Below are 20,638 nucleotides of genomic sequence, written 5' to 3'. Positions count from 1 at the left end.
ATGGACACGTCATGGTGGCCGGCTCTCGCGGCGGTGGTGGTGCTGGCACTGCTCGCCGCGATCGTCGACGGATGGGGACGTTCGCGGCGACCGCCGCGGCGAGGTGGGCGGACGCGGCCGCCGGGGCGCCCCGAGCGGGGGCGCGGACCGGTGCCGAGGCCCCGGCCCGCCGAGATCTGGTGGGCGAGCGTGCCCTTCGAGGACGGGCCCGGGGAGAAGGACAGGCCCTGTCTCGTGCTGGCCGTGCGCGGGCGCCGGGCCCGCGTCGCCAAGATCACCAGTCGGTACCGTGACGAACGGCCCGGTGTGATCCCGCTGCCCCCGGGCGCGGTCGGGGACGCCCGGGGGCGTCCCAGCTATCTGGAGACGGGCGAGCTGCGGGAGGTGCGGTTGCGCGACTTCCGCCGCAAGGCGGGCGAGGCGGACCCGGCCCTGTGGGCCCAGGTCCGCCACCTGTCGAAGTGAGGTGACCGGCGGTTCTGCGGGTGCGGGCCCGGTGGGGCTTCTCGCGCAGTTCCCCGCACCCCTGAAAGCCCAGGCCCCAGGCCCCGCGCCCCCGACCTCGACCGCCTACGCCCAGAGCTGCCCCTGCAGCGTCTCGATGGCCTCTTCCGTCGTCGCCGCCGTGTAGACACCGGTCGAGAGGTACTTCCAGCCGCCGTCGGCGACGACGAACACGATGTCGGCCGCCTCACCGGCCTTCACGGCCTTGTTGCCGACCCCGATCGCGGCGTGCAGCGCGGCCCCCGTGGAGACGCCCGCGAAGATGCCCTCCTGCTGCAGCAGCTCACGCGTGCGGGTCACCGCGTCGGCCGAACCGACCGAGAACCGGGTCGTCAGCACCGACGCGTCGTACAGCTCCGGCACGAACCCCTCGTCGAGGTTGCGCAGGCCGTAGACCAGGTCGTCGTAGCGCGGCTCGGCGGCGACGATCCTGACGTCCGGCTTCTGCTCGCGCAGGAAGCGGCCCACGCCCATCAGCGTCCCGGTGGTGCCGAGACCGGCGACGAAGTGGGTGATGGAGGGCAGGTCCGCGAGGATCTCCGGACCGGTCGTCGCGTAGTGCGCGCCCGCGTTGTCGGGGTTGCCGTACTGGTAGAGCATCACCCAGTCGGGGTGCTCGGCGGACAGCTCCTTGGCCACGCGTACGGCCGTGTTGGAGCCTCCCGCCGCCGGGGACGGGATGATCTCGGCGCCCCACATGGCGAGCAGCTCACGCCGCTCCTGGGAGGTGTTCTCGGGCATGACGCAGACCATGCGGTAGCCCTTGAGCTTCGCCGCCATGGCCAGGGAGATGCCCGTGTTGCCCGAGGTGGGCTCCAGGATCGTGCAGCCGGGCGTCAGACGTCCGTCCTTCTCCGCCTGTTCGATCATGTGCAGGGCGGGCCGGTCCTTGACCGAACCCGTCGGATTGCGGTCCTCCAGCTTCGCCCAGATGCGGACGTCGGCGGACGGCGACAGCCGCGGCAGGCACACCAGAGGGGTGTTGCCCACCGCGGCCAGCGGGGAGTCGTAGCGCATGGGTGATCAGGCCATGCCGCCGGCCACCGCCGGCAGGATCGTCACGTTGTCGCCGTCGGACAGCTTGGTGTTGATGCCCTCCAGGAAGCGGACGTCCTCGTCGTTGAGGTAGACGTTGACGAAGCGGCGCAGCTCACCGCCGTCCACGATCCGGGCGTGGATGCCCGTGTGACGGCTTTCGAGGTCGGTGAACAGCTCGGCGAGGGTGGCACCGGCTCCCTCCACCGCCTTCTGACCGTCGGTGTACTGGCGGAGGATGGTGGGGATGCGGACCTCGATGGCCATGGTGTGCGGCTCCTGTCGGGAGTGGTGGTCGGTGGCGCGCGGCAGCGCGAAGTGCGTGGTCACACAGGTGTGGGCGCCGCGGCTCACGGCCGTACGGCGGCAGGGTCCGGCGTCAACAGATGGCGCTGGCGAGCCTGCACAGGTCGACGTGCAGCCGCGCCACGAGCAGTGCGCCCGGCGTCTTCTCGCTCACGTCGTCAAGAACCATGGGCTCATCGTATCGATTCCCGGTCCGGGTCCCGGAATGTGATCCCACATGCCGGACGGATTCGGGCCGGAGAATGAGACCGAGGGTCCTCCGCGCCCTTCGGACCCGCGGTCAGGCCGACTGCCGGAGGACCAGCCGTGTGGGGGTGACCACCGAGGCCGGAGGGCTCGCCACCCCTCGCTCCCCCGCGCCCGCCAGGTCCTCCGTGTGGCTGAACAGCAGCCGGGCCATCAGCCGGCCCATGCCCTCGATGTCCTGGTGGACGGTGGTGAGCGGCGGGTCGGTGTGCTCGGCGATGGGCGTGAGGTCGTCGAAGCCGACGACGGCCACGTCGTCCGGCACCCGGCGTCCGCGCTCGCGCAGCACGTGCAGCGCGCCGGAGGCCATCAGGTCGGAGGCGATGAAGACGGCGTCCAGGTCGGGGCAGCGGTCCAGGAGGGCGGTCATGGCGGTGACACCGCCCTGCCGGGTGTAGTCGGAGTGTTCGATCATCCGGGGCGGCGTGTCCGGCAGGAGGTCCCGGTAGCCGTCCAGGCGGTCGAAGGCGGACGCCTCCCGCTCGACGGGGCCGGTGATCGTCGCGACGCGTTCCCGGCCCAGCGCGAGCAGATGACGGACGGCCGCACGGGCCCCGCCCCGGTTGTCGGCGTCGACGTACACACGGTCGTGGACGGGTTCGCCGTCGCGGAGCATCGGCCGGCCACCGAAGACGGCGGGCAGGCCGAGCCGGTCGATCATGCCGGGCAGCGGGTCGTCGGCCCGCAGGGAGAACAGCAGGGCGCCGTCGACATGGCCACCGCCCAGGAAGTCGCCGACGCGCGGGTACTCCTCGGGCTCCTCCAGGAAGAGCAGGACGGGCTGGGCCCCGTGGGCGACGAGTTCCTTGCGGATGCCCCGCAGGTGCAGGTCGAAGAAGGGGTCGATGAAGAGGCGGTTCTGCGGCTGGCTCGCGACGACGGCGATGGCGTTGTTGCGGCGGGTGACCAGCTGGCGGGCGGCGGAGTTCGGCACGTAGCCCAGTTCCGCGATGACCTCCCGGACCCGTTCGACGACCGCCGCACGCACCTTGTCCTCGCCGTTGATCACCCGCGACACGGTGGACTTGGAGACTCCCGAGCCGCGTGCGACGTCGTCGAGCGTGGGGCGCCGGCCGGGCAGTCGTCGCGTCTGTCGAGTCAAGGCCGTCTCCGTGGCGGGCAGTTGTGTGCGTCCGTGCGTGCGCGTGCGTACGGACACCGTAGCCGCGATTTTCCTGTGCCGTCGGTCAGTACGCCGCGACGATCCGCACCTCCTCCTCGGTCACCTCGCCCTCGACGATGCGGAACGAGCGGAACTGGAACTCGCCGAGACCGTCGGTGTCGGCGGTCGAGACGAGGACGTAGTGGGCGCCGGGCTCGTTGGCGTAGGAGATGTCGGTGCGGGAGGGGTGGGCCTCGGTGGCGGTGTGGGAGTGGTAGATGACCACCGGCTCCTCGTCGCGGTCGTCCATCTCGCGGTAGAGCCTGAGCAGGTCGCCGGAGTCGAACTCGTAGAACGTCGGTGACATGGCCGCGTTCAGCATCGGGACGAACCGCTCGGGGCGGTCGGAGCCCGCCGGTCCGGCGACGACGCCGCACGCCTCGTCGGGGTGGTCCTTGCGCGCGTGGGCGACGATCTGGTCGACGAGGTCCTGGGTGATGGTCAGCATGGTCGCCAGGATAAGCAGAAGGGCCGTTCCGTACCGGGGGGTGGTACGGAACAGCCCACATGCTGGGACCAGGGCCTCAGGGGCCCTCGCGTGGCCCGGTCAGCCGACCTTCTCGAACTGCGTCTCGCGGCGCTCGGTGACCTCGGGGTTGCGGCTCTTGAGCACGGCCCAGCCGATGCCCAGGGCCGCCGCCCAGCCCGCCATCACGTAGAGGCAGACGCGGGAGTCCGCGTCGTAGGCGATGAGGCCGGTGACGAAGACCAGGAAGACGATCGCGACCCAGCTGCACTTCGCGCCGCCGGGGGCCGGGAAGGACGAGGCGGGCAGGCGGCCGGCGTCCACACCGCGGCGGTAGAGGACGTGGCTGATCAGGATCATCAGCCAGGTCCAGATGCCGGCGGCGGTGGCGACGGAGACGACGTATCCGAAGGCCTTCTCCGGGACGACGTAGTTCAGGACCACGCCGATTCCCATGAAGAGCACGGAGACGGCGATGCCGAACGCGGGGGTCTTCGTCGACGACAGCCTGCTGAAGACCCGGGGGGCCTCGCCGTTGTCCGCGAGGGTGCGCAGCATGCGGCCGGTGGAGTACATGCCCGAGTTGCAGGAGGACAGGGCCGCCGTCAGCACCACGAAGTTGACGATGGCGGCACCCGCCGGGATGCCGATCTTGGCGAAGGCCGCGACGAAGGGGCTCACGCCGGGCGCGAACTCGGTCCACTTCACCACGCACAGGATGACGGTGAGGGCACCGACGTAGAACAGCGCGATCCGCCAGGGCAGGGTGTTGATGGCCTTGGGGAGGGTCTTCTCGGGGTTCTCCGACTCACCGGCCGTGACGCCGACGAGTTCGACGGCGAGGTAGGCGAACATCACGCCCTGGAGGGTCATCAGGGACGAGCCGACGCCCTTGGGGAAGAAGCCGTCGAAGGCCCACAGGTTGGAGACCGCGGCGGTGTCGCCGGCGCTGCTGAAGCCGAAGGTGAGGACGCCGAGGCCGATCACGATCATGCCGAGCAGGGCGGTGACCTTGACCATCGAGAACCAGAACTCGATCTCGCCGAACAGCTTCACCGAGATCAGGTTGGCGCCGAAGAGGACCACCAGGAAGACCAGCGCGGTGACCCATCGCGGGATGTCGGGCCACCAGTAGTTGACGTAGATCGCGGCGGCCGTGAGTTCGGCCATGCCGGTGACGACCCACATCAGCCAGTACGTCCAGCCGGTGAAGTAGCCGAAGAACGGACCCAGGAACTCGCGGGAGTACTCCGCGAAGGAACCCGAGACCGGGCGGTACAGGAGCAGCTCGCCGAGGGCTCGCATGATGAAGAAGATGATGACGCCGGCGAGGGCGTACATGAAGATCAGGCTGGGGCCGGCCTTGGCGATGTTCGCCCCGGCTCCCAGGAAGAGGCCGACGCCGATGGCGCCGCCGATCGCGATCATCTGGACCTGACGGCTGCCGAGCCCGCGCTCGTACCCCTCTTCGGGTGCGTCGCCGCGCACGGCTTCGTCGCCGTTCTTGTTGACCTGAGCGGAGGTCATGTGTTGTGCGCCTTTCTCCACGCTGGGCCGATCCGGGCCGTTCGTCGACCCCGGATCGGGTTCCGATCCCCCCGGATGTGATGGAGCTGAGCGGGCTCTGCGTCGAGCCCGCTCGTGCCTGGCCGACGGTCGTCGGCCGGTGGCGCACCCGAGCGGACATGGGTGTCGTCCGTCGAGCGGTCGTGAAGATCTATCACGGCCGCCATCTTGATCCACGGGGAGATCTGTGGCACACAACACAGGGAAAAGCGGACAAAGAGCACCCGCGAGGGCATCCCTCGCGGGCGTGGTGACGCGATCGTTATCCGGATTTGAGTGTCCTCTGAGCGAACGCTGAGCGTCCGTGGAGAAGACGTGGAACGCGCGTGCGGCGGGCGTGGAGAGCCCGGAGCACCGGCATGCGCGGGGGCGGCGCCCTCAGGGCATCAGGGTCGAGACGAGGGAGTCCTGGAGGCCGCCGAGCCACAGGTACGCCATCACCATCGGCTTGCGCGGGTCCTCGTCCGGGAGGCGGTAGAGGAGGTCGGTGTCCTCCTCGTCGACGACGTCCAGCCGGGAGCCGATCGCGAGCCGCAGGTCGTTGAGGCAGCCGAGCCAGTGCCGGGAGTCGTCCGCCGACAGCTGCAGTACGGCCCCGCCCTCCCCGGTCGCGGAGAGCGCGTCCAGGGAGTGGATCACGGCGAGGGCCTTCTCGCGCTTGCCGGCCCGCAGGTCGTTCTCGGTGAAGCGGCGGAACTCCGAGGAGTACGCCCGCTGCTCCTCCGCCTCCCGGGCCGTCGGGGTGCCCTCGGGGTCGCTGTAGGCGTCCGGGAAGAGCCGCTGCAGGACGGGGTCCTTGGGCGGCTCGCTCGGGCCCTCGGCGAAGAGTTCGGCCAGCGGGTCGTCGTCGGCGTCCTCGGCGGGGCCGGGGCCGATCAGCTCCAGGAGCTGGACCGCCAGCGAGCGGATGATGGAGATCTCGACCTCGTCGAGCGCGACGGCCGCGCCGCCGCCGGGGAGCGCTTCGAATTGTCCTGGCATCAGGTGCGTCGCTACTTCCGGTCCTGCTGGAGGGTGGCCCACAGACCGTAGCCGTGCATGGCCTGCACGTCGCGTTCCATCTCCTCGCGTGATCCGCTGGAGACGACCGCGCGGCCCTTGTGGTGGACGTCGAGCATCAGTTTGTTGGCCTTCTCCTTCGAGTACCCGAAGTAGGCCTGGAAGACATACGTCACATAGCTCATGAGGTTCACCGGGTCGTTGTGGACGATCGTGAGCCACGGGACGTCCGGTTCGGGTACGGCGAAGACCTCCTCCGCCGACTCGGTCTTCTCGATCTCCATGGGAACGGCTGCCGTCACACCGCCCATGCTGCCACCACAGGGGGGTGCCCGCACAAATGCGGGTCTGCGACCAGGGCATTCGAGAAACGGCCACCTAGAAATCGTCAGACTGACGAAATGGGAGTACGATCCCCTGCCATGAACACAGCGGACCTCGGTTTGCCGGTCGACGTCCCCTCGACCGCGCTCTTCACGGACCAGTACGAACTCACGATGCTGCAGGCCGCCCTGAAGGCGGGTACGGCCGAGCGGCGCTCGGTGTTCGAGGTCTTCACCCGGCGGCTGCCCGAGGGGCGCAGGTACGGCGTGGTGGCCGGCACCGGCCGGGTGCTGGACGCGGTCGAGAACTTCCGTTTCGATCCGGCCGTCCTCGGCTTCCTGCGCGAACGCTCCATCGTGGACGCGGAGACCCTCGACTGGCTCGCGGGCTACCGCTTCTCCGGGGACGTGTGGGGCTACCAGGAGGGCGAGGTGTACTTCCCGGGCTCGCCGGTCATGCGGGTCGAGGGCACCTTCGCCGAGTGCGTCCTGCTGGAGACCGTGATCCTCTCCGTCCTCAACCACGACTCGGCGATCGCGGCCGCCGCCTCCCGGATGTCCAGCGCCGCCGGGGAGCGCCCACTGATCGAGATGGGCGCCCGGCGCACGCACGAGCTGGCCGCCGTGGCCGCCTCGCGCGCCGCGTACATCGGCGGCTTCACCTCCACCTCGGACCTGGCCGCCGGCTTCCGCTACGGCATCCCGACGGTCGGCACCAGCGCCCACGCCTTCACCCTCCTGCACGACCGCGAGCGGGACGCCTTCCAGGCCCAGGTGGACTCGCTCGGCCGGAACACCACCCTGCTCGTCGACACGTACGACGTCACCGAGGCCGTCCGGACCGCCGTGGAGATCGCCGGACCCGAGCTGGGCGCCGTGCGGATCGACTCCGGTGATCTGCTCCTCGTCGCCCACCGGGTGCGCCGGCAGCTGGACGAGCTGGGCGCGCGGGACACCCGGATCATCGTGACCTCGGACCTCGACGAGTACGCCATCGCCTCGCTGGCGGCGGCGCCGGTGGACGCGTACGGCGTCGGGACGCAGCTGGTGACCGGCTCCGGTCATCCCACCTGCTCGATGGTCTACAAGCTCGTCGCGCGGGCCGAGTCCGCGGACCCCACGGCTCCGCTCGTGCCGGTGGCGAAGAAGTCCAGCGGCGGGAAGACGTCCCTGGGGGGCCGCAAGTGGGCGGCCCGGCGGCTGGACGGGCACGGCGTGGCGGAGGCCGAGGTCATCGGCACCGGGCCGGTCCCCGAGGAGCTGCGGGAACGCGAGCTCCTCGTCCGGCTGGTCAAGGACGGCCGGGTGCTCTCGCGGGAGCCCCTGGACGTCGTACGCGCACGGCATGCGGCCGCCCGGTCGAACCTGCCGCTGTCGGCGACCCAGCTGTCGCGCGGGGAAGCGGTCCTTCCGACGGAGTACGTCTGACCCGCGGGCGGGCGCACGCTGGAAGGTGGGCCGGAGTGAATCTGTCCGGCGCGCTCTCCCCCGAGCCTCCGAGCGCCCGCTTGTCCGGTGCGTGCTCCGGTCCGCGCACCGGGCGAGCGCCGGATGCCCCCTCCCGAACGGCTCCCGGAGTCTCTAGGCTCGGAGGTTCGTAGTGTGCAGCCCGGCCGACTCCACCCACCCACCCCGAAGCACCGAAGAGTCTAAGGACACCGACACCATGCGCCGCGCCTTGATCGTCGTCGATGTACAGAACGACTTCTGCGAGGGGGGCAGCCTCGCGGTGGCCGGTGGTGCCGATGTGGCCGCCGCCGTCACCGAGCTGATCGGCCAGGCGGCCGGCCCCGGCTACCAGCACGTGGTGGCCACCCGTGACCACCACATCGCCCCCGGTGGCCACTTCTCCGACAACCCCGACTACGTCCACTCCTGGCCCGCCCACTGTGTCGCCGGGACGGAGGGGGTCGGGTTCCACCCGAACTTCGCCCCCGTGATCGCCTCCGGCGCGGTCGACGCCGTCTTCGACAAGGGGGCGTACTCCGCGGCCTACAGCGGCTTCGAGGGCGCCGACGAGAACGGCGTGACCCTCGCGGACTGGCTGAGGGCCCGCGACATCACCGAGGTCGACGTCGTCGGCATCGCCACGGACCACTGCGTCCGGGCCACCGCCCTGGACGCCGCGCGGGAGGGTTTCCGCACCCAGGTGCTGCTGGACCTGACCGCCGGGGTGGCCGAGGAGACGACGGAGCGGGCCCTGGAGGAGCTGCGTGAGGCGGGCGTGGAACTCTCGGGCAAGCCGGTGGTGTGAGCCCCGGGAAGGGCCGCCCGGGTCACACCCGCACCGTCGGCCTCCTCAGTAGCGCCCGGATCGGGTGCCACAGCTCCGGGGTCGTGGAGGCAGGGCAGACCGGTGACGTGCGCCATATGAGGCCGTCGGGATGGTGCAGGACGGCCGTGATCTCGTCCAGGGTCGGGGGCGCCGCGTTGCCGCGGAGGTAGATCGCCCGCATGCCCAGGTTGCGGAGCCGGGTCAGGGCCCGGGCACGGTTCGCGGCCAGCACCAGGACCCGTACGGAGCCGTCGCCGGACGGAGCCCGGGCGACGGCCGGATCCGTCGCCCCCGGCAGGTTCAGGGCGACGACCACATTGCCGTCCGGCAGCTTGCAGAAACCTCCTGCGGCCATGCAGGTCACACCCCCGTGCGTGTCAGTGTCAATAAGAAGGCCACAGCACGCACCTAAACACGTTCGGCCGCGACCCGCCAAGGGGGTCACGGCCGAACATGCTCTGACCTGCGAAAACGCGAGCTACTTCACCGCGGGGCCGACCTTGACCGACATCGTGGAGCCGTCCGCGGCCTCCTTGACGATCTCGATCTTGGTGTTGGTGTCAGTGATCTTGACACCGGCCAGCGGGGTGAGCGCGTCGTAGTAGGTGCTGGTCCGGTCGTTGAACACGGACACACCCGCGGACGACGGGATGGTCGTCGGGACGTCGGCCTTGTGCAGCGTCAGACCGTCCGTGCGGTAGAGGCTGAACGGGGAGTCGTAGGCCTGGATCCGGCTGCGCATCACCGTGCCGTCGGCCCACTTCAGCGCCGCCGGGTGCGAGTCGACCGGCAGGACCAGACCCGTGCCGGGGTGCTTGCTGGTGTTGTTGTCCGCCTGCGAGGTGTCCCACTTCCAGATCAACAGACCGTTCTGGTACGGGAAGTGCTCCACCCAGTCCGGACGCGTGGTCGAGAAGCCGAAGTTGTACGGGCCGACCTTCAGGGTCTCGTCGTACGACACGTACTGACGGTTCTCGGCGATGTAGTACTGGGCGTAGTCCGAGGTGTAGTTCGCGCCCTTGCGGGTGAAGCCCTTCGCCGTCCAGGCGGCGTCGGCGCTCTCCGCGTCGTCGGAGAAGACGGTCGCCCCGTCGGCCGTGACGGCGATGCGGTCGGCCGCGAAGCCCTTGAGGGCCAGGCCGCCGTCGGTCTGGTAGCGGAAGCGCAGGTCGAACTTCTTGCCCGCGTAGGCGCCGAGCGGGTAGACGAGCTTCTGGTACGCGGCGACCGATCCGGTCAGGGCGGGCTTGTCGCTGCCGTCACGGGGGATCGCCGTGCCGTTCGCGGTCCCGTCCAGGGCCGTCCAGTTGGCTCCGCCGTCCGTCGACACCTCGGTGTAGAGGAAGTCGTAGGTGCGCTCGATGTCCCACCAGCCGTCGAGGGTGAGGGACGCCGAGGACTTGCCGGTGAGGTCCACCGAACGGGACAGCGTGTTCTTGAGGTCGTTGCCGCTGCCGCTCCACCACTGCGTGGCGCCCTGCGAGGGCTGCACGATCTCCGTGGTCACCGCCTTCTTCGGCAGCTCGACCACCAGGGCCTGCTTGTCCTTGCTGTTGTACTCCGCGACCCCCAGCTTGTGCCGCGACTTCGTCGCCGCCTTCGCGGTGTCGTAGTCCAGCCAGCCGAGCTGCAGCTTGTCCCAGGCGGTCATGTCGCCGGGCAGGTCGCCGATGGCTTCCTTGCCGGTGCCGAGCCAGGAACCGGACGACATCAGCGTCCAGAAGCCGGTGGAGTTGTCGCCGCCCTGGGTGTCGTAGTGGTCCGGCAGACCGAGGTCGTGGCCGTACTCGTGGGCGTAGACACCGAGGCCGCCGTTCTCCGGCTGGACGGTGTAGTCGCCGACCCAGATGCCGGTGTCACCGATCTTGGCGCCACCGAGCTTGTTGCCGGCCGGGCCGGTCGCGCCCGCGTCGGTGCCGAACGCGTACCAGCGGTGCGCCCAGATGGCGTCCTCGCCCTGCGCGCCGCCGCCGGCGGACTCGTCCTCACCGGCGTGCACGACCTGGAAGTGGTCGATGTAGCCGTCGGGCTCGTTGAAGTCGCCGTCGCCGTCGAAGTCGTAGCGGTCCCACTGGTCGAACTCGGCGACGTCGGCCTTGATCTCCGCGTCGGTGCGCCCCGCTGCCTTCTGCTGGGCGACCCAGGACGTGAGACCGTCGCTGACCACGTTCCACACGTTGTCGCAGTTGGTGTCACCGCAGTAGTTGGAGCCGTAGCGGGCCTCGTTGTAGGGGACCTTGACCCAGTCGGAGACCTCGCCCTCGACCGAGTAGCGGCCCGAGGACTGCTTCTCGTAGTACTTCTTCACCGACTCGTCGTTCTTGCCGGTGCCGAAGTAGAGGTCCTGGAAGTACTTCCGGTCGTAGTCCGCCTGCCAGGCCGTGGAGTTGTCCTTGGTCCGGTCCGGCTCGGCGATCTGGTTGTGCAGCGGGCCGGCCGTGCCGCCGTAGCGGCTGTCGATCTGGTCGCCGAACTCGACGAGGATCGTGAAGATCTTGTCGGTCTTCTCGCGGCCGAGCTCGACGTACTTGCTCTTGCCCTTCTTGCTGTCCAGCTTCACGACCTGCGAGCCGTCACGGTCCTTGACCGTGGCCTCGCCGGCTATGACCTGCTTGAGGGCCTCCTCGCGCCGGGCCTCCTGCGTTTTGCTCAGAGGTCCGTCGAGGTCGTGCTCGCCGGCGTGCTCGTGGTCCGCCGGGTCGTGCCGGTCCACAGCCGCGGCCGGTGCGCCGTCGGCGGCCTGCGCCACCGTGAAGGCCGACAGGGTCGCCGCCGCCGTGGCGACCGCGACACCGATGGCCGCAGCTCTGGACGTCCAGGGTCTACTGGTCACTTGAGGTCCTCCCCCGCGTCCGTTTCGCGCGGAGAAGGATGGTCCTGTGTGGAGGAGTCCGCGCGCGGTATACGCGTGTAGTCAAGTGACGTCATTCGACCGGAGTTTCGAGTGAAAAGACAGATCTTGACTTGGACAGGTCAATTGCATTATCGGCGTCTACGGGAAGCGCTTGTTCGTTATACGTCCGTTACGTGTAGCGCTCAGACGCCTCTCGAACAGGCGCGCATATGCGTCCAGTTGCCGGACACCATGAACCCGTGCGCCCCCTGTGCACCCGGCACCGTGTGTCAGGTCACGCTTACCTGTCGTTCCACTCGGGCACCCTGGCGAATAGAGTCGATTGGCGGAGCGCCGGAGGTCGGTGAAAGCCAAGTCGGCAGCCAGCTTCACCTTTGATTCGTATCCGCACCCTCCCCTTCATCGTGAGAGGCACGGGGAGACTCCACCCGAGGACACGATTGCCATGCCTCGTCCGACGACCGCACAGCTCGCCTACGGTTCCTGCACCGTGATCTTGTCCACCCTCGCCATGCTGCTGCTGTCCCAGACGAGTTCCGGCGCGGGCATCGCGGTGATCGCCGTGTCCGCCCTGGCGCTGGGCCTGCTCGTCTCCCTGACCGTGCCCTCGCCCCAGCAGCAGGCGCCCGGCACCGCGGTGCGCCGCGCCCGCGCGAACGCCGCCACCGCACCAGCCCCGGTGGCCGCACGCTCCGAGGTCGTACGGGAGCCGGTGCACGAGCCGACGGGCTCCTGAACCGGCACGCGGTGACAGCGCGCTGAAACGTCTCGGCGGGCCCGTGCGTCCACGGACCCGCCGTGCCGCTGAACAGGTGCTCACGAGGCGCTGACCACCACGGTCTTGGCCGCCTTGTCGTGCAGACCCTGCTTGTACGGCTTGTCGAAGAAGCTCCAGCCGCCGGCGATCGCCGTCCAGATGCAGGCGCAGCAGAAGGCGAAGGGGAGCCACAGCACGGCCGCGCGGATCAGCGCGGTCTGCGTGGAGGGCGTGGAGCCGTCGTTGAGGTCGGCCACCCGCAGCTTCAGCAGCTTCTTTCCCAGGGTCTGGCCGTTCCTGACGGTGAAGAACGTGTCGTACGCGATGTAGAGGACGGCCGCGAGCGCCTCCTGGGCCAGGGACTTGCCGAACTCGAAGCCGTCCGAGTCCACCGTGTACTGGCTGATCCGGAACGCCCACGCCAGCAGCCCCACCACGATCCCCACCAGGATCATGTCGATGATCCGCGCCAGCACCCGCTTCCCGCTGTCGGCGAGCGGCGGCATGCCCGCGAGCGGATCGTTGGGGTACTGCCCGCCTCCGTAGGGGTCCCCGCCGTAGGGACCTCCGCCGTAGGGCGGGGGCTGGCTCCCGTACGAGGGCGGCTGCTTTCCGTACGGGGGCTCCTGTCCGCTTCCGTACGGCGGCGGCTGCTGGGGCGGCGGATCGTGCGGGGAGCCGCCGCCCTGGTGCGGCGGGGGCGGTTGCTTCCTGAACCGGTCGTCGTCCGGGGACGGACCGGAGCCGAAGGGCGGCGGTTCGGTACTCATGGCCCGAGTCGACCCCGAACCCCCGGACTCCGCATCCGGCACGGGGCCGTACGGGGTACGGGGGTTCGGGTGGCCCGCGCGGTCCTCCCCGCTGCCCGGCTACCCGCCCGCCACGAAGGTGTGCGCCGCCTTGTCGTGCCAGCACTGGCGCCACGGCTTGTCCCACACACACCACAGGACCCCGATCACGCCGATCCCGAGCAACCCGGAGACGGTGTGGACGAGCCAGCGGCGCAGGGAGCGCCCGAACGACGGGGGCTCGTGGCCCTCGATGTCCCGGACGTCGAGGCCGAGCAGCTTCTTGCCGAGGGTGCGGCCCCACCGGGCGGTGGGCAGCACCTCGTAGAGGGCGCTGACCAGGAACAGGACACCGAGGACGATGCCCAGGTAGACGGAGGTCGTGCCGTCGACCAGCCAGACCGTGACCCGCTCTCCGGAGAGTCTGGCCGCGTCGATCTTCTCGTCGATGTGGTCCATCGCCCTGGTGCCGAACGGCACCGCGGCCACGGCCGTGACGCCGGCGACGACGACGCTGTCCACGAGCCGGGCGGCGAGCCGTCGGCCGAGTCCCGCGGGCCTGGCCTCCGCCTGCCGCCGCGCCGCCGCCTGGAAGGGGTCCTCCACGACCGGCTTCCACGGCGCGACCGGCTGCTCGGTCTCGCCCCCGGCCAGCCGGTGCACCTGTTGGGCCCAGGAGGGCTGCCCACCGCCGAGCCCGACGGCCATGGGGGTGTCGGCCGACTGCGGGGCGACGGCGGCCTGCTGGGGCACGCCGGGCGCGGGCGGGACGATCTGCGGGTCGGGGAGGGCCGGTGCCGGCTGCGGGGCCTGCTGCGGGAAGGCGCCGCCGAACGGCGACTGCGGCGGCTCCGCCTGCGGTGGGGCCGGAGCCACCGGGGCGGCGGCCGGGGCCGTCGCCGCCGGGGCCTGCTGGGGGGCGCCCGACTGCGGGCCCTGCTGCGGGGGCTGCGACTGCTGCTGCGGGCCGGACGCCGCGGGAGCGGCCGGCTGCGGGGCGAGGCCGAGGGCCTGCTGGGCGGCGGCCTGGGCGGGGGTCAGGGGCGTGTCCCCGTCCCGCTGCCCCGCACGCGGGACGGGGGGACCGAAGGTCATGGTGCCGTCGGAGCGCGGGGGTTCCGCGCCCTCGGCGGTCCCCGGACGCCCGGACGGGGCGGGGCGCCGGAACACCACCGTGCCCGGTGTGGCCCCCGCGTCCTCGTCGGTGCCGGCCGGCGGGATCGTCGCCGTACCGTCCGTGCTCGCCGTACGCCCGGCGTCGCCGGCCCCGGCTCCGCCGCCCGCGTCGGACGCGAGGGGAACCCGGGGGTCGCGCGGGTCCGGGCCGGAGGCCGAACCCCAGGACACCCGGCGGTCCTTGTCGCCGCCGAAGCCGGTCTGGCGGGAGCGGTCGGCGCCCCACGCGGAGGCGGGTTCGGGGCGCGAGCCGTGCAGGGCACTGTCGGAGACCGGGCGCCCCTGCTCGCCGTCGGCCGCGGGGTCCTCGTCGAAGAAGTGCGGGCCCGTCTCCTCCACGGCACCGGACGGGCCGGAGCCGGGCGGCGGGGCGATCGGCCTGCCGTCCGAGGGAGCCGGACGGCTCGTCCCCGGCACCCAGGCCGCGCCGTTCCAGTACCGGACATATCCAGGAATGGACGGGTCCGGGTAATACCCTTCGCGGGGCCTGTCGTCGCCGGGGGCCGGGGTTGGGGCGCTCATGTCCGTCGTCCCGTATCTGCTCGTGGGTCGGGTGGAGGCGTCCAGATCTACCAGACGCCGGCCCGGTCCATGACCGCTGCCTCCGGACCCGCCCCATTCACGCACGGATCTGATACGGGCCGCGGGGGCGCCGGCCGCCGGGAGCCGTTCGGCGCACTCGTCGGAAAAAGTTTCGCGAACCCGCGTAATGCCCGGGGGTGCTCAGCCCTCTCACTCGTACGGGCCCGCTCCGAGGGCCCGCCACGAGAGAGGAACGATGACCATGCGGCACACCGTCGTGGAGCGCGAGCTGGAACTCGGACTCGTCCTGTCGCCCGAGCGCACCCTGCCCGTACCGGCCAAGCTCGGCTACCGCAGCGACGACCCGTACGCCGTCCACATCACCTTCCACATCAACTCCGACCGCCCGGTGCACTGGACGTTCGCGCGGGAGCTGCTGGTGGAAGGGGTGTTCCGGCCGTGCGGGCACGGGGACGTGCGGGTGTGGCCGACGAAGGTGTCGGGCCGCAGCGTGGTCCTGATGGCGCTCAGCTCGCCGGACGGGGACGCGCTGCTCGAAGCACCGGCCGCCGCCGTGTCGGCCTGGCTGGAGCGGACCCTGCGGGTGGTGCCGCCGGGTGCGGAGTTCGACATGCTGCGCATCGACGACGGCCTGGCGGAACTCCTCGCCCGGTGAGGCGTACGGGAAGGGACGCGGGTCACGCGGGTCACGCGGGTCACGCGGGTCACGCGGGTCACGCGGGTCACGCGGGTCACGCGGGTCACGCGGGTCACGCGGGTCACGCGGGTCAGAACAGCTTGCCCGGGTTGAGGATGCCGAGGGGGTCGAAGGCGGACTTCACCGCCCGCTGCATCTCCGTCCCCACCGGGCCCAGCTCCCGCGCCAGCCATTCCTTCTTGAGGATGCCCACACCGTGTTCACCGGTGATCGTGCCGCCGAGTTCCAGGCCGAGGGCCATGATCTCGTCGAAGGACTCGCGGGCGCGCCGGGACTCGTCGGGGTCGGCCGCGTCGAAGCAGACGGTGGGGTGCGTGTTGCCGTCGCCGGCGTGCGCGCAGACCCCGATGGTGAGGTCGTACTTCTCCGCGACGCGCTCCACGCCCTCGATCAGCTCGCCGAGCTTCGAACGGGGCACGCACACGTCGTCGATCATCGTCGTGCCCTTCACCGCCTCCAGCGCGGTGAGGGACATCCGCCGTGCCTGGAGCAGCAGTTCGGACTCGGCCGCGTCGTCCGCCGGGACGACCTGGGTGGCGCCCGCGGCCTCGCACAGCGCGCCGACGGCGGCGAGGTCGGCCGCCGGGTCCGGGGTGTCGAAGGCGGCGAGGAGCAGGGCCTCCGTGCTCTCCGGCAGTCCCATGTGCCCCAGGTCGTTGACGGCCTTCACCGTCGTACGGTCCATGAGTTCGAGCAGTGAGGGGACGTGCCCGCCGGCCATGATCCGGCACACCGCGTCGCACGCGGCGGCGGCCGACGCGAACTCCGCGGCCAGCACCAGTTGCTGCGGCGGCCGCGGCTTCAGGGCGAGGATCGCCCGGACGACGACGCCGAGCGAGCCCTCGGAGCCGACGAAGAGACGGGTGAGGTCGTAGCCGGCGACGCCCTTCGCGGTGCGCCTGCCGGTGGACATCAGCCGGCCGTCGGCGAGCACGACGTCCAGGCCGAGGACGTACTCGGCGGTCACCCCGTACTTCACGCAGCACAGGCCGCCGGAGGCCGTGCCGATGTTGCCGCCGATCGTGCACATCTCCCAGCTGGACGGGTCCGGCGGGTAGGAGAGGCCGTGTTCGTTGACCGCGCGGGAGAGGGTCGCGTTGACGACGCCGGGTTCGACGACGGCGATGCGGTCGACGGGGTTGATCTCCAGGATCCGGTCCATCCTGGTGAGCGACAGGGCGATACAGCCCTCGGAGGCGTTGGCCCCGCCGGAGAGGCCGGTGCGGGCGCCCTGGGGGACGACCGGTACCCGCAGTTCGGTGGCGACGCGCATGACGTGCTGGACCTGTTCGACGGTCCGGGGCAGCACGACGACCGCCGGGACACCCGCCTCGCAGAAGCTCGCCATGTCGTTGGCGTAGGAGGCCGTGACGTCGGGATCGACGAGGACCGCCTCCGTGGGCAGCCCGCTCAGCAGGCGGTCGACGAGGTTGCCGGCCGTCTCGTCGGCCGGGGCTTCGATACGGCTCATGATCACAGGTTCGCATTCACGGCCATCGGTGTGAACCCGTCGACGCGAGCCTTCCGGGGTACGGGATGTGGTCGTCGTATTGACGCACAGTGAGCGGCATGTCTGTGGAGAACGAGGTGCGGGCGGCGCTGCGCCGGGCCGGCGGGTGGGCACGGGGGCCGGGGCGGGGGCGCGGGGTGGCGGGGGCTCTCGTCGGGTGCCTGGTGCTCGGGGGTGTGCTGATGGGGGTGGAGCCGGGCGGGGGCGACGGCGAGGGCGCGCGGGCGGCCCGGGTGGCGGGTGCGGCCGGGCCCGGGGCGCGGGCGGCGATGGTGGCCGGGATGCCCGTCGCCCTGCCCGAGGTCGCGGCGGCCGTCCGGGAACACGAGGCCCGGGCGCGCGCCCGTCCGCGTGACGACGCCTCGTGGGCGGTGCTCGGCGTGGCGTACACCGAGCGCGCCCGGCGGACCGGCCGCGTCGCCGACTACCCGAGGGCCGAACGTGCCCTGCGTACCTCGCTGCGGCTGCGGCCCGCCGGGAACACGGCCGCCCTCGAAGGGCTGGCCGCCCTCGCGAACGCCCGCCGCGACTTCCGGGCGGCGAAACGCTGGGGCGAGGAGGCCGTTCGGGTGGCGCCGGCGCGCTGGACCTCGTACGCGCTGCTCATCGACGCGTACGACGGGCTCGGCCGGTACAAGGCGGCCCGCGCGACTCTGGACCGGATGCTCGCCGCGCACTCCGGGCCGGCGGCCCGGGCACGGGCCGCGCAGGTCTCCTGGGACCGGGGGGCGCGCGAGGACGCGGCGGTGGCGCTCTCGGACGCGGCGGCCTCGGAGACGACGGCCGCGGGGCCGTCGGCCGCGGGTGCCCTGTGGTGGACGCGGGCCGGCGAGCTGGCGTGGGAGCGGGGGGAGGCGGAGGAGTCGCTGGGGTACTGCGAGAAGGCGCGGGGCGAGCCGGACGCCGACGCGTGCCGGGCGCGGGCGCTGGCCGCGCTGGGGCGCACGGCGGAAGGCGTGCGCGCCTACCGGGTGGCGCTGGCGCGGCGGCCGTCGGCGCCGGTGGCGCTGCGGCTGGGTGAGCTGTACGAGTCGATGGGGCGGACGGGCGAGGCGCGCGAGCAGTACGGCGTGGTGCGCGCGCTGGTGGCGCGGTCCGCCGCGGCCGGGGTGAACGAGTCGCTGGTCCTGGGCGCGCTGGAGGCGGACCACGGGGATCCCGGGGTGGCGGTACGGGTGCTGCGGGCCGAGTGGGAACGGCAGCCGGGGCTGCGGGTGGCCGATGCGCTCGGGTGGGCGTTGCACCGGGCCGGGGAGGACGAGGAGGCGCTCGGGTTCGCCCGGCGGGCGACGGACCGGGCGCGGGGTGGGGAGGTGCGCTGTGCGCTCCGCGCGTATCACCGCGGAGTGATCGAGCGGGCGCTGGGGCTGGCGGCCCCGGCGCGGCGGCATCTGGAGGAGGCGCGGCGGTTGAACCCGTACGTCGCGTGACACCTCGGGGGGTGCGGGTTTCGTCGGCGGGTGCGGGTGCGTGGGGCTTCGCGCGCAGTTCCCCACGCCCCTGAAAAGCAGGGGTTGGGCTTTTAGGGCGCGGGGAACTGCGCGACCAGCTCCCCACGCACCCGCAGTCGCCCACGCACCCCGAACCCCCGGGCTACTGGGCGCCCCTCACAGATTGCCCCGCTTCTCCTGCTCCCTCTCGATCGCCTCGAACAGCGCCTTGAAGTTGCCCTTCCCGAACCCCATCGACCCGTGCCGCTCGATGATCTCGAAGAAGACCGTCGGCCGGTCCTGGACCGGCTTGGTGAAGATCTGCAGCAGATACCCGTCCTCGTCCCGGTCCGCGAGGATCTTGAGTTCGCGCAGGGTGTCGACGGGGACCCGGGTGTCGCCGACCCACTCCCCCAGCGTGTCGTAGTACGAGTCGGGCGTGTTCAGGAACTCGACCCCGGCCGCCCGCATCGTCCGTACGGTCCGCACGATGTCGTTGGTGTTGAGGGCGATGTGCTGGACGCCCGCGCCGCCGTAGAACTCCAGGTACTCGTCGATCTGGGACTTCTTCTTGGCCACGGCGGGCTCGTTGATCGGGAACTTGACCTTCAGCGTGCCGTCCGCGACGACCTTCGACATCAGCGCGCTGTACTCGGTGGCGATGTCGTCGCCCACGAACTCCTTCATGTTGGTGAAGCCCATGACCCGGTTGTAGAACTCCACCCACTCGTTCATGCGTCCGAGCTCGACGTTGCCCACGCAGTGGTCGATGGCCTGGAAGGTGCGGTGGGCGGGCGGCTCGACGATGGGGGCGGCGGCGACGTAGCCGGGGAGGTACGGGCCGTCGTAGCCGGAGCGGTCCACGAGGGTGTGCCGGGTCGTGCCGTAGGTGGCGATCGCGGCCAGCACGACCGTGCCGTGCTCGTCCTTCACCTCGTACGGCTCGGCGACCGAGCGCGCGCCGTGCTCGATGGCGTAGGCGTACGCGCGGCGGGCGTCCGGCACCTCGATGGCGAGGTCGACGACGCCGTCGCCGTGCTCGGCGACGTGCTCGGCGAGGAAGTGGCCCCAGGGGGTGGTGGGCTTCACGACCGAGGTGAGGACGAAGCGGGCCGAGCCGTTCTCCAGGACGTAGCTCGCCGTCTCGCGGCTGCCGGTCTCAGGGCCGGCGTAGGCGACGAGACGCATGCCGAACGCGGTGGAGTAGTAGTGGGCGGCCTGCTTGGCGTTGCCCACGGCGAAGACGACCGCGTCCATTCCCTTGACCGGGAAGGGGTCTGCCTGCCGGGCGGTGTCGGGGACGCGCTGTGTGTGCGCGGAGGTGGCTGCCATGACCGCAGACTCCTCTCGTATCCACAAGGTGCGCAACACTTCGCGTTTTGGCTGGACAATCTGTTCAATGGAGAACCCATACCCCTACTTGTTCTGTACAGGGTGACCATCCGGGAGGGCCGATGGCGATCGATCATCTGGACGGGCGGCTCATCGTCCTGCTCGCCCGCGAGCCGCGTATCGGGGTGCTGGAGATGTCACGGCGGCTGGGGGTCGCGCGGGGCACGGTGCAGGCCCGGCTCGACCGGCTCCAGTCGAACGGGGTCATCCGCGGTTTCGGGCCCGAGGTCGACCCGGCCGCGCTCGGCTACCCGGTGACGGCCTTCGCGACGCTGCAGATCAGGCAGGGTCAGGGGGCCGACGTACGGGCCCACCTGGCGACCGTCCCCGAGGTGCTGGAGCTGCACACCACGACCGGCAGCGGGGACATGCTGTGCCGGCTCGTGGCCCGTTCGAACGCCGATCTGCAGCGGGTGATCGACCGGGTCGTCGGCTTCGACGGCATCGTCCGGGCCGCCACGGCGATCGTCATGGAGAACGCCGTCCCGCTGCGGATCATCCCGCTGGTGGAGCAGGCGGCACGGCAGGTGGCCTCGGACCGGTCGGTGGCGGAGGGGTCGGGGCGGGAGGGGTGAGTGAGGGGCCGGGGCGAGAGGGGTGGTGAGGGAC

At 71.3% G+C, this 20,638-nt stretch carries 21 protein-coding genes; 7 read left to right on the top strand and 14 right to left on the bottom strand.

Annotated elements, in window-relative coordinates:
• Positions 1-465 (top strand): type II toxin-antitoxin system PemK/MazF family toxin, encoded by a 465-nt coding sequence (locus ACFU5F_RS20060; RefSeq protein ID WP_383888842.1) that lies wholly within the window; start codon positions 1-3, stop codon positions 463-465.
• Positions 466-570: 105 nt separating this feature from the next.
• Here ACFU5F_RS20060 and ACFU5F_RS20055 read toward each other — a convergent pair whose 3' ends face one another.
• From ACFU5F_RS20055 to clpS, 8 genes are all read right to left on the bottom strand, one after another.
• Positions 571-1,521, bottom strand: coding sequence for a PLP-dependent cysteine synthase family protein (locus tag ACFU5F_RS20055; protein ID WP_383888840.1), 951 nt, complete (start codon positions 1,519-1,521; stop codon positions 571-573).
• Between the two features lie 6 nt (positions 1,522-1,527).
• Positions 1,528-1,806 (bottom strand): MoaD/ThiS family protein, encoded by a 279-nt coding sequence (locus ACFU5F_RS20050; protein WP_013003250.1) that lies wholly within the window; start codon positions 1,804-1,806, stop codon positions 1,528-1,530.
• A 112-nt stretch (positions 1,807-1,918) separates the two neighbouring features.
• Complete coding sequence (locus ACFU5F_RS20045; RefSeq protein WP_309474684.1) at positions 1,919-2,014, bottom strand: putative leader peptide; 96 nt, start codon at positions 2,012-2,014, stop codon at positions 1,919-1,921.
• A gap of 111 nt (positions 2,015-2,125) precedes the next feature.
• Positions 2,126-3,193 (bottom strand): LacI family DNA-binding transcriptional regulator, encoded by a 1,068-nt coding sequence (locus ACFU5F_RS20040; RefSeq protein WP_383888837.1) that lies wholly within the window; start codon positions 3,191-3,193, stop codon positions 2,126-2,128.
• An 85-nt stretch (positions 3,194-3,278) separates the two neighbouring features.
• Positions 3,279-3,701: a Mov34/MPN/PAD-1 family protein gene (locus ACFU5F_RS20035; RefSeq protein ID WP_383888834.1), complete on the bottom strand. Its 423-nt coding sequence runs from the start codon at positions 3,699-3,701 to the stop codon at positions 3,279-3,281.
• A gap of 99 nt (positions 3,702-3,800) precedes the next feature.
• A complete protein-coding gene (locus ACFU5F_RS20030; protein ID WP_383888831.1) occupies positions 3,801-5,246 on the bottom strand; it encodes an amino acid permease in 1,446 nt (481 codons plus the stop codon).
• A gap of 417 nt (positions 5,247-5,663) precedes the next feature.
• Positions 5,664-6,266 carry a DUF2017 domain-containing protein gene (locus ACFU5F_RS20025; RefSeq protein ID WP_383888828.1) on the bottom strand — a complete coding sequence of 201 codons (603 nt, stop codon included), beginning with the start codon at positions 6,264-6,266 and terminating at the stop codon, positions 5,664-5,666.
• 11 nt (positions 6,267-6,277) lie between these two features.
• Positions 6,278-6,595 carry an ATP-dependent Clp protease adapter ClpS gene (gene clpS / locus ACFU5F_RS20020; protein ID WP_383888825.1) on the bottom strand — a complete coding sequence of 106 codons (318 nt, stop codon included), beginning with the start codon at positions 6,593-6,595 and terminating at the stop codon, positions 6,278-6,280.
• A gap of 111 nt (positions 6,596-6,706) precedes the next feature.
• On the opposite strand from clpS, the gene ACFU5F_RS20015 reads away from it, so the two are divergent.
• Entirely contained in the window at positions 6,707-8,035 is a 1,329-nt protein-coding gene (locus ACFU5F_RS20015) for a nicotinate phosphoribosyltransferase (RefSeq protein ID WP_383888823.1), read from the top strand.
• 238 nt (positions 8,036-8,273) lie between these two features.
• On the top strand, positions 8,274-8,861 hold the full coding sequence (locus ACFU5F_RS20010) for an isochorismatase family protein (RefSeq protein ID WP_318812925.1): 588 nt from the start codon (positions 8,274-8,276) through the stop codon (positions 8,859-8,861).
• A gap of 22 nt (positions 8,862-8,883) precedes the next feature.
• Here the strand turns inward: ACFU5F_RS20010 and ACFU5F_RS20005 are convergent, their stop codons facing one another.
• Positions 8,884-9,237 carry a hypothetical protein gene (locus tag ACFU5F_RS20005; protein WP_383888819.1) on the bottom strand — a complete coding sequence of 118 codons (354 nt, stop codon included), beginning with the start codon at positions 9,235-9,237 and terminating at the stop codon, positions 8,884-8,886.
• A 123-nt stretch (positions 9,238-9,360) separates the two neighbouring features.
• Entirely contained in the window at positions 9,361-11,715 is a 2,355-nt protein-coding gene (locus ACFU5F_RS20000; RefSeq protein WP_383888816.1) for an immune inhibitor A domain-containing protein, read from the bottom strand.
• Positions 11,716-12,181: 466 nt separating this feature from the next.
• On the opposite strand from ACFU5F_RS20000, the gene ACFU5F_RS19995 reads away from it, so the two are divergent.
• Positions 12,182-12,472 carry a hypothetical protein gene (locus ACFU5F_RS19995; protein ID WP_383888813.1) on the top strand — a complete coding sequence of 97 codons (291 nt, stop codon included), beginning with the start codon at positions 12,182-12,184 and terminating at the stop codon, positions 12,470-12,472.
• Between the two features lie 80 nt (positions 12,473-12,552).
• Here ACFU5F_RS19995 and ACFU5F_RS19990 read toward each other — a convergent pair whose 3' ends face one another.
• Together ACFU5F_RS19990 and ACFU5F_RS19985 are read right to left on the bottom strand one after the other, a co-directional pair.
• A complete protein-coding gene (locus ACFU5F_RS19990) occupies positions 12,553-13,263 on the bottom strand; it encodes an RDD family protein (protein ID WP_383888810.1) in 711 nt (236 codons plus the stop codon).
• 99 nt (positions 13,264-13,362) lie between these two features.
• Complete coding sequence (locus ACFU5F_RS19985; RefSeq protein WP_383888807.1) at positions 13,363-14,979, bottom strand: RDD family protein; 1,617 nt, start codon at positions 14,977-14,979, stop codon at positions 13,363-13,365.
• Positions 14,980-15,241: 262 nt separating this feature from the next.
• Between ACFU5F_RS19985 and ACFU5F_RS19980 the strand changes: the two genes are divergently transcribed.
• A complete protein-coding gene (locus ACFU5F_RS19980) occupies positions 15,242-15,655 on the top strand; it encodes an SsgA family sporulation/cell division regulator (protein ID WP_383888804.1) in 414 nt (137 codons plus the stop codon).
• 112 nt (positions 15,656-15,767) lie between these two features.
• On the opposite strand, the gene ACFU5F_RS19975 is transcribed toward ACFU5F_RS19980, so the two are convergent.
• Positions 15,768-17,174, bottom strand: coding sequence for an FAD-binding oxidoreductase (locus ACFU5F_RS19975; RefSeq protein ID WP_383888801.1), 1,407 nt, complete (start codon positions 17,172-17,174; stop codon positions 15,768-15,770).
• A 92-nt stretch (positions 17,175-17,266) separates the two neighbouring features.
• Here ACFU5F_RS19975 and ACFU5F_RS19970 point away from each other — a divergent pair, with 92 nt between their 5' ends.
• Positions 17,267-18,637, top strand: a complete 1,371-nt coding sequence (locus tag ACFU5F_RS19970; protein WP_383888798.1) for a hypothetical protein — start codon at positions 17,267-17,269, stop codon at positions 18,635-18,637.
• A gap of 177 nt (positions 18,638-18,814) precedes the next feature.
• Here the strand turns inward: ACFU5F_RS19970 and hppD are convergent, their stop codons facing one another.
• Complete coding sequence (hppD, locus tag ACFU5F_RS19965; RefSeq protein WP_383888795.1) at positions 18,815-19,969, bottom strand: 4-hydroxyphenylpyruvate dioxygenase; 1,155 nt, start codon at positions 19,967-19,969, stop codon at positions 18,815-18,817.
• 122 nt (positions 19,970-20,091) lie between these two features.
• Between hppD and ACFU5F_RS19960 the strand changes: the two genes are divergently transcribed.
• On the top strand, positions 20,092-20,604 hold the full coding sequence (locus ACFU5F_RS19960) for an Lrp/AsnC family transcriptional regulator (RefSeq protein ID WP_383888792.1): 513 nt from the start codon (positions 20,092-20,094) through the stop codon (positions 20,602-20,604).
• Positions 20,605-20,638 lie beyond the last annotated feature (34 nt).

Source organism: Streptomyces sp. NPDC057438 (genome assembly GCF_042802995.1).
Lineage (GTDB): Bacteria > Actinomycetota > Actinomycetes > Streptomycetales > Streptomycetaceae > Streptomyces.
This window is presented reverse-complemented; position numbering and strand designations above follow the sequence as displayed.